Raw genomic sequence first — 8,795 nt, forward strand, 5'->3', positions numbered from 1 at the left:
TTTACAAATAACTGTTTCTTATTGTATAATCATTGTTTTCGTATAACTTTTACCGTTATTACTGATCACAACTAAATAAGATCCTGAAGAAAGTCCTGAAACATCAAACGTTTCTCTTGCTCTGCTTACTTTTGCTTCCATTACTTTCATCCCCGACATATTCGTGAAAATCACCTGGCCGCCAACCAAGGATTTGTCAGAAAGCATAATTTCTACTTTGCTTTTTGCAGGATTCGGAACAAGGCTGAAAAGATCTGTCTGACCGGATAGCATTTCCCCGTCATGCAATTTCGTTTGAGCACCCTGTGTTTCTGCGCGTGGTTGGCTTGCTTGTTTCGTGCAAATGTTATATTCACAAGAAGTACAATCTTCGTTTCTGAATACAGCGTTCAAACAGTAATCAACTTCATTTTTACAGCAACTCAAATCCAGAACCGGTGGAAATTTTAAGTTCAGCTGAACATTTTGGTTAACAATTGTAGGAGTTGGAAAATCCCAACGGATGGTACGTGAATAACCCAACGACAAAGGATCATAAAGAACTCCGGCTGTGCCTGAGATAGACTGTGCACTCAATATGGTTCCGTAGCTTCCCTGATTGATCAGATCACATTTCAAACAATTATTATCCGCAGTTGAAACATACGTTGGCAGTTCAATACTGATAGAGCGAACAGCAATACCATTACTATTCAAGTTGATCGTAGATGATACAAGTCCGCTTTGAGAAACGTTTCCTAAACTAACGACCGAAGCCCGGTGATCACACTTACATACGGAACAACACTCAAATTGAATCGAGTCGATAATAAGTCCACAGCCTCTGGCACGGTTATAAATAAACGATATTCCGGTAACCGGTCCATCCCATTCAATCCACCCTTCTCCGTTGTTTGAGGGAGAAACGACCGCGTTGGAAGACGATCCGGGATCTGTCAAACTTCCAGTGAGGCCTGTATATGCTGGAGAAATTGAACCCAAATTCTCAGCATCAATTCCCACATTATCATCCAGATCTGTGAAATGAATCCGCAGGTTGCAAACAGTTTGAGAAAACGAAAAGCTCATCGGAACAGTCGCTACAGTAGAAAGAATCGTTGCCGGCATGATCATTCCGGACAAAGAAGGACTGTTTGAAGTAACATTCCAAAAACGGATACCGGCGGAAGCAACCGTATATGTTACTGTTTGGTTATTACAAAAACTGAATGCTTGACTCGTCGCAGAGTTCGTTGAATCAGTTGGGATCCAGGTAAAATCATCAGAGACAGTTTGCCCAAATGAAAAGGACGATAAAACAAGTCCTAAAATCAGGAATAATGGTTTTTTTTTCATTTTAAAAAATTAGATGTGTCCTCCTAATATACCAAATGGAAGCTCTAACACCAAGAGAAAACGCAAGTATTATGCCTGAATACAAACTAATAAAAGCGTCCAAAAAACCGGATTCACACAACTCCATTGAATTAAAAAATACCTAATTATTTAATAATTAACGATGTTAAAATCACATTCACCACACACCCCGTGATTAAACAAAAAAGAGGCTGCTCCAAAAGAACAGCCTCTTTTCATATTTTAATAAATCACCTCAATTATTCCTTTATAAATTTCAATTGAGTCACTTTCTCTGTTTCTGACACGATTTTCACAAAGTAAACCCCTGTACTGATCGTTGAAACATCAAGAACCGAATTGCTCAATAGTTGCTGTGTTGAAAGTACTTTTCCATTCATATCCGTTACCTGAACGGTCATTACTTCATTTGGATCTGACGAGCTAATGGTCAACTTATCTTTTGTCGGATTCGGATAAACCGTATAAGCAAGCTCAGCAGTTTGACCACCGATAAAGCTGGCAGATGTTTTCGATACATTCAAAGTATAGCAGGTTGCGCTGTTTGCTCCGTTATATCCCACTACATAAACCGTATACGTCCCGACTGCCAAATTGGTAATGGAAACACTTTCTGTTGCTGTGGTTCCAAGCCCCGATCCGATTTGAGTTCCCGCACTGTTATAAACATACAGATCATAATCCACTCCGCCTGGTCCAACCAAACTAAATAAGTGTGTTCCAACAGAAGTGGTCGTCACTTTGTAATAATCCGGGTCTGTACTTGTTGAAATGGCTGCTGAAATAGTTGTTCCGAGAGGAATGGTTGCCGCAGTTGCACTGGTGTTATTTGGCTCATAAGCGGTTGCACAATTGGTAACAGGAGTTGCTGTTGCAGTCAGGGAGTAACACGTCGAACTTGCTGCATTGTTATATCCAAAGATTTTGATTGAATAAGTTCCTGCTGCCAATCCGTTTAGTGTTACCGACTCAGTTGCAGTACCTCCGGCTCCCGAACCGATTTGCGTACCGGCGCTATTGTAAATCGTCATGTCGAAATCCACACCTGAAGGTCCAACCAGATTGAAAACAGCGTTGGTTACAACGGAAGTTGTTATTTTGAAATAATCGATATCTCCGGCTGTTGCTATTGCAGCTGAAATAGCTGTTCCACTGGTAATTGCCGCTGCGGCTGCCTGGGTTTCATTGGGTTCAAAAGCGGTTGTACATGAGGATCCGCCGCCATCGGTATCACAAGTCAGTGTAATACAGCTGTTCACTCTGCTTCTGATAAGATTTCCGGGTTGAGGCCCGAACCCCAAACTGAAATTCATTCCCACACTGTTCAAATGGCAATAACTCATAATTGTTCCTCCGTTTGACGGAATCGGACCTGTACATCCTTCGCTGTAACCGGCAGCCGGGCCGCAACCATCAATCGCTCCTCCTGTCCAGCTGCAAGCATGTGTATGAGGAGAACCTAGATTATGTCCGACCTCATGCGTAGATACATTCACTGCCCAGCTGTAATTTGGTATTGCAGGAATTGTTCCTCCGACTGAACCGCAGAACCCATGCTTATAGTATTCATTGCTCCCGCAAATCTGGTCCAACCAGGCAACTCCACCGCCGCCGGTAGTAGAAAACAAAGTTGCCAGGTTCGCTCCGAAACCACTTCGGTTTGCTGAAAACGTGTTTAAATTATCGCCATACGAATCTTGTGTCGTCCAAATGTATAACTGATTCAATTTGGATCCGATCTGCTCGTTATTGTACATCAACTGGAAGTTGTTGAACAAAGAAGTCATATAATTCGTAACCGCTTGTGAGCTTCCTTTCGACGTATACAGGTTATAGGATGTTTCCCAAAAATAGGTCACACACTTATAAGTAGCTTTTTCAATATCTTGCAATATTCCCTGCTGGTTTGAAAGCTGTTCAACAGCCTGGTGATACTGATCTAAATTCTCCGCACCACAAGCATGTGAAATATTCAACGTCAAATCATCATCTGAATACACAATATGCGTTCCATTTGAATTGCCGTCAGTACGGACAAATCCACATTCGATGGTTTTATCTTCCGGCGTATCGCGCGAAATCAAAACGCTGAATTCATTCTCAAAGAAACTGACTCCGACCATTGAATTTGTACCGCGAATAGTTCCCTGATAATACAATCCGGTCTTCACTCCCTGCACTTTCTCCGGGTTATTCGATTGAACAGAAAAATCGTCTCCGAATAGCGAAGCCTGCACCAAATCCAATATTAAAACCTGGTCTTCGAATGGCAATTGCACGCTTAAAGCTTCCGGACGCAGGGAAAGTAAATCTCCGATCGCCTTCTGATTGGAATAATTCACATACGATGCTTTGCTGAGTGTTTGTAAAGCGGTTTGTTCGATTTCTGTCGGAACAGATTTTGTCTTGGCTCCGGAGAAATCCATGACATAAACTTCAGATAGCTTGTGATAAACCCTGTTTACCTTTTGTTGGTTTTCAAATTGGAATTCTTTGGTCTGAGAATATGCCTGTTTAGGCAAACTTGTTTTTCTCAATTCCTGAGCGTGAGCGCTCAAACAGCTTCCAATACACAGGAAGGCTGCAGCCGAAAATTTCAGTGTTTTCATGAATAGCATTTTACTTGTTAGGGGGCTATATTATGAAATATTGTTTAATTTTAAACAATAAACACTGTTAAATCTTTATTTTTAACAATTTAACTAAAATATAACGAATGCTCTTTGAACAGCTGTAGCCTGCAAATCCGGGCGATTGAAGGCATTATGAGAAACGAGCTGCCAATGATTCCGACAACTCGTTTCAATGTTATCGAATCACTTTGGGAAGTTTATCCAAATCCTTCGATGGATAGAACTGAATGGAACTGGTATTGACACAATGCCGGGTATCTTTATCTGTAAAGCCTTCTCCCGTGAACACATGTCCCAAATGTCCTTTACAATTTGCACAAATGATTTCTGTTCGCATTCCATCCGCATCCGGAACGCGGATCACCGCACCTTTTATTTCGTCATCAAAGCTTGGCCAGCCACAATGCGACTCAAATTTATCATCCGAACGATACAATGGATTGTTGCATTGTTTGCAGATATAAATTCCCTTATCTGTTTTTTGATAATACTCTCCGGTAAATGCGCGGTCTGTGTTTTTGCCGATTAATACACTTTGCTCCTGGGCTGTCAGCTTGTTGTATCTGATGTTCTTTTTAACAGAAGTTGAATCGGATGTTTTTTCTTGTGAACAAGCGGAAAATCCGAAAAGCAGTGCGAAAATAATCAAGTAATTTTTCATGTTCAATCGTTTTTAATCACTTACGCTGAACCACGGATTTTGGATTTTGAGAAAGGGAAATTATTTGAATAAAAAACTCCAAACTCCCTGCTTTCACTGGGCTAATAGATACAACTTGTCTCGCCACTGCGGGATGTCTGTGCATCTTTTTAACGCTGTGAAAATTGGTTTTCCGTTAACGTTCAGTTATTTACACTTATCCAATTCCACATGCAATCCCAAACCTCTCAAAGCTTCTCCGGAAGCAACAATTTTTCCTTCACCGTCCACCAAAAATCCGCTTGGAATAAACTGAACTGCATATGCTTTTCCGGCTTCGTTTGCTTTATCCCAAACGTGGCTTTTCCAGATCAATCCGTCAGCTTTAATGGCTTCTTTCCACTTTGCCTCATCACGATCCAACGAAACAGAAAATACTTCAAAGCCTTTCGCATTCTTGAATTTCATTTTTTTGTACTTGTTGTAAGCCTCAACCACGTTCGGATTTTCCTTTCTGCAAGGTCCACACCACGAAGCCCAAAAATCAATCAAAACCATCTTCCCTTTCAACGAAGATAATTTCACGATTTTCCCGTCTACTCCGGTCAAAGCAATTTCAGGTGCTTTCGAACCAACAGCGGGTGCACTTTTAACGGATTTGAATGATGATAAAGCGACACCAACAAACAACAATGTCGAAAGAATGATGATTGAATTTTTCATAATCTTATTAATTAATACGGCGAATATCCGCTCCTAAATTGCGTAAACGGATATCAATATCCTGGTATCCCCTGTCAATTTGTTCGATGTTGTGGATCACACTTTTTCCTTCCGCAGAAAGCGCAGCAATCAACAAGGAAACTCCCGCACGGATATCCGGAGAAGTCATTTGAATTCCACGTAAATGGTGGTGTCTTCCCAAACCGATCACCGTTGCTCTGTGCGGATCACACAAAATGATCTGCGCTCCCATATCAATCAGTTTATCCGTAAAGAACAAACGCGATTCGAACATTTTCTGGTGGATCAGAACACTTCCTTTTGCCTGGGTTGCCACAACCAAAATGATTGACAACAAATCCGGTGTGAATCCCGGCCACGGTGCGTCGTAAATCGTCAGAATCGAACCATCAATAAACGTGTCGATTTCATACGATTCCTGGGCAGGAACATAAATATCATCGCCTCTTCGCTCCAGTTTGATTCCCAATCTTCTGAACGTATTCGGGATAACTCCTAAGTTTTCCCAGCTTACATCCTTGATCGTAATTTCGGACTGCGTCATGGCAGCCAAACCGATGAAACTACCGATTTCGATCATATCCGGAAGAATGCGGTGATAACATCCACCCAACTCTTTAACTCCTTCAATGGTCAATAAATTAGAACTGATTCCGGAGATTTTCGCCCCCATGGAATTCAACATTTTACACAATTGCTGAATGTAAGGTTCACAGGCAGCATTGTAAAACGTCGTCGTTCCTTCCGCTAAAACCGCAGCCATCAAAATATTGGCAGTTCCGGTTACGGAAGCTTCATCCAAATGAATGTATGTTCCTTTTAATTTCTTTGCTTCAATCGAATAGAAGTGTTCACCCGCATCGTAGTTGAATTTCGCTCCCAATAGGGCAAATCCGTCAAAATGCGTGTCCAATCTTCTTCGCCCGATTTTGTCTCCACCCGGCTTCGGAATAAATCCTTTTCCAAAGCGAGCCAACAAGGGCCCCACGATCATAATCGAACCTCTTAATGATGCCGCTCTTTTTTTGAAATCTTCGGTTTCCAGATAAGCCAGATCAATTTCTTTCGCCTGGAAAATATAAGTTCCACGCTCCACTTTTTCGATCTTCACTCCCATCGTTTGCAACAAGTCGATCAACTTGTTCACATCCACGATATCCGGAATATTTGAAATAGTCACTTTTTCAGAAGTCAGCAAAGGAGCACATAAAACTTGTAAAGCTTCATTTTTTGCGCCTTGAACAGTCAATTCGCCTTTTAGCTTCTTTCCCCCGTAAATTTCAAACGATGACATACTTAATTCTTATTACGATTTTGGTTTTGATTTTTTCCTTTAAAATTCTTTTGATTTTTCTGATTCTTTTTCGGGCGCTTATTGGGCTGAATTCCAAACGATTTCAAAATCAGGTTGGTATTCATCAATTCATCCGGGTTTTCAAGAATCAATTCTCCCTGGGAAAGATCTCTCAATTGATTGGCAATTACATGGTTTTCAACAGCATCGTTGTTATACGCCAAATACTGTTTTTTCATGAAATTGGCCATCGTGATCTTCAAATAATCCCGTTCATCCGAAGCGGTTAAATTCTTTGAATCTCTCAGGATTTCCTGTGTATATTTTCCATAATGTCCGAACTTGATTTTTCCTTTCGGATAGATCATTCGTTCCGGTTTACTTGAAAGCATTTCCGGTTTCGGAATTTCGTAAGGAGAATCAACATCCAGTTTGAAATCAGACATGACGAACAAATGCGTCCATAGCTTATGTTTGAAATCATCCACATCACGTAAATGCGGATTCAATTGTCCCATTACCTCGATAATTGCACGTGAAGCTTTGTTTCGCTCCTCACGGTCAGCAATTTCCATGGCATGAGAAATCATTTCTTGTACGTTTCTACCATACTCCGGAAGTAATAACTTCGGTCTCGTGGTGTTGTATTCCATAAATTTTCTTCGAAAGTTCAAAAATACGGTTTTAAATCGAAATATCGGATTAAGAAAACAGCGAATTCAAGGAATCCGGAATCATTCTTTTTTAATTGACGTGCGTTTGCTGAAAAAACCTATTTTTAACTATGAAATTATGGCACTCATGAAAAAGATCTGCACACTATGTATCGGTATAATCGGCTTAATCCAACTGACTTCCTGCTCATCGGATGCGGAAACAAAGCAGATTGCAGCAGCTGAAAAATCACTGGCTGATTCTGTAAAAACCGAAGAGTGGTTTCCCGAATATGATTTCGATACCCTTCGCGGATTGTATTCCGGTGATTTCGGTGACGGGTTTATCAATATATTTCTCACATACGTGAATGATAAAAAAGCCATCGGTTACAACATTCACAAAGGATTGCAGCGCAATATCAACGGCGATGTCGTTCAGAAAAAAGATGCTTTTGAACTGACTTTGAGTGAACCCGGAGATAATCCGTACGACGGCGTTTTTGTACTCACTATTTCAAAGAAGGATTTCAGTGTTACCGGTACGTGGACGGCAAAAGATTCATCCATCAAAACCAAGAAGTTTAAGCTGAAAAAACAGGAAATGAAAGAGGCTTTGGACGGAAAAAGCTTTTACGACGGCGGCCCGCTTACCGAAAGCAATTTCCTCGAAACGTTTTCGTATTCGACACTTGACAACGGAAACATTCAGTTTGAAGAAAACGGCTTGGCAACTTTCACCTATTACCCGGACGAACAAAAGCACGAGCAGTTGGAAACCATCAAAGCTTCCTGGAGGTTTGAGAATGAGAAAACATTGATAATCGAATGGGCGAAGAATACGAAGTTCAAGGAACGAAACATGAAATTCAAATTGCTGCAACCGAAAGATGAAGTTCCGAGTTTCCAGGGGCCAAACGGTTTGAGTATTGATTTGCAATACTATTAAACAGGCATTATCCGAATGAAAAAAACTGCCTGGTTCATTTTCGTCATTGGAATTCTGTACGCTTCTTATTTGCTGCTTTTGCTCTCGGTTCCGTACCTGGAAATGCACAGGGGAATTGATTTTTTAAAAACCAAGCAGCTCATTTACCACATCAAACACTGGCGCTTCAGTTTTTACATTCACGTCTTTACCAGCATTCTGATTATTACAAGCGGTTTGTTTCAATTCAGCAAAACAATCCTTGCGAAATATCCCAAAATCCACCGCGTTTCCGGGTTTATTTACCTGGTCACCACCCTATTGATTTCCGGTCCTGCGGCATTGGTGATGTCTTTTTATGCCAATGGCGGATATCCGGCACAAACCAGTTTTGTGGTTCTGAGTATTTTGTGGCTGGGAACAACTTTCCTGGCGTACTACTTCGTCAGACAAAAGAACTACGTCACACACGGAAAATGGATGTTGCGGAGTTACGCGCTAACACTTTCAGCCGTTTCGCTCCGTTTGTATTCCTATGCATTCGACG

8 protein-coding genes are annotated in these 8,795 nt (G+C 41.2%); 2 read left to right on the top strand and 6 right to left on the bottom strand.

Annotation, left to right across the window (positions count from 1 at the left end):
• Positions 1-18: 18 nt before the first annotated feature.
• The 6 genes from Q1V93_RS01535 to Q1V93_RS01560 all read right to left on the bottom strand — a co-directional run bounded on the left by Q1V93_RS01535 (position 19) and on the right by Q1V93_RS01560 (position 7,320).
• Positions 19-1,335, bottom strand: coding sequence for a T9SS type A sorting domain-containing protein (locus Q1V93_RS01535; protein WP_300660526.1), 1,317 nt, complete (start codon positions 1,333-1,335; stop codon positions 19-21).
• Positions 1,336-1,595: 260 nt separating this feature from the next.
• The gene (locus Q1V93_RS01540; protein WP_300660529.1) at positions 1,596-3,965 is read right to left on the bottom strand and encodes a zinc-dependent metalloprotease; all 2,370 of its coding nucleotides are present in this window, start codon (positions 3,963-3,965) and stop codon (positions 1,596-1,598) included.
• Positions 3,966-4,164: 199 nt separating this feature from the next.
• Positions 4,165-4,650, bottom strand: a complete 486-nt coding sequence (locus tag Q1V93_RS01545; protein ID WP_300660532.1) for a methionine-R-sulfoxide reductase — start codon at positions 4,648-4,650, stop codon at positions 4,165-4,167.
• A 186-nt stretch (positions 4,651-4,836) separates the two neighbouring features.
• The gene (locus tag Q1V93_RS01550) at positions 4,837-5,352 is read right to left on the bottom strand and encodes a TlpA disulfide reductase family protein (protein ID WP_300660535.1); all 516 of its coding nucleotides are present in this window, start codon (positions 5,350-5,352) and stop codon (positions 4,837-4,839) included.
• A gap of 7 nt (positions 5,353-5,359) precedes the next feature.
• Complete coding sequence (murA, locus tag Q1V93_RS01555; RefSeq protein WP_300660538.1) at positions 5,360-6,667, bottom strand: UDP-N-acetylglucosamine 1-carboxyvinyltransferase; 1,308 nt, start codon at positions 6,665-6,667, stop codon at positions 5,360-5,362.
• 2 nt (positions 6,668-6,669) lie between these two features.
• Positions 6,670-7,320, bottom strand: a complete 651-nt coding sequence (locus Q1V93_RS01560; protein WP_300660541.1) for a DUF4290 domain-containing protein — start codon at positions 7,318-7,320, stop codon at positions 6,670-6,672.
• 148 nt (positions 7,321-7,468) lie between these two features.
• Here Q1V93_RS01560 and Q1V93_RS01565 point away from each other — a divergent pair, with 148 nt between their 5' ends.
• Together Q1V93_RS01565 and Q1V93_RS01570 are read left to right on the top strand one after the other, a co-directional pair.
• Entirely contained in the window at positions 7,469-8,269 is an 801-nt protein-coding gene (locus Q1V93_RS01565) for a hypothetical protein (protein WP_300660544.1), read from the top strand.
• Positions 8,270-8,284: 15 nt separating this feature from the next.
• Positions 8,285-8,795: DUF2306 domain-containing protein (locus Q1V93_RS01570; protein WP_300660546.1), on the top strand; the 511-nt coding region annotated here is incomplete at its 3' end.

This window comes from Fluviicola sp., from assembly GCF_030151805.1.
Classification (GTDB): Bacteria; Bacteroidota; Bacteroidia; order Flavobacteriales_D; family Crocinitomicaceae; genus Fluviicola.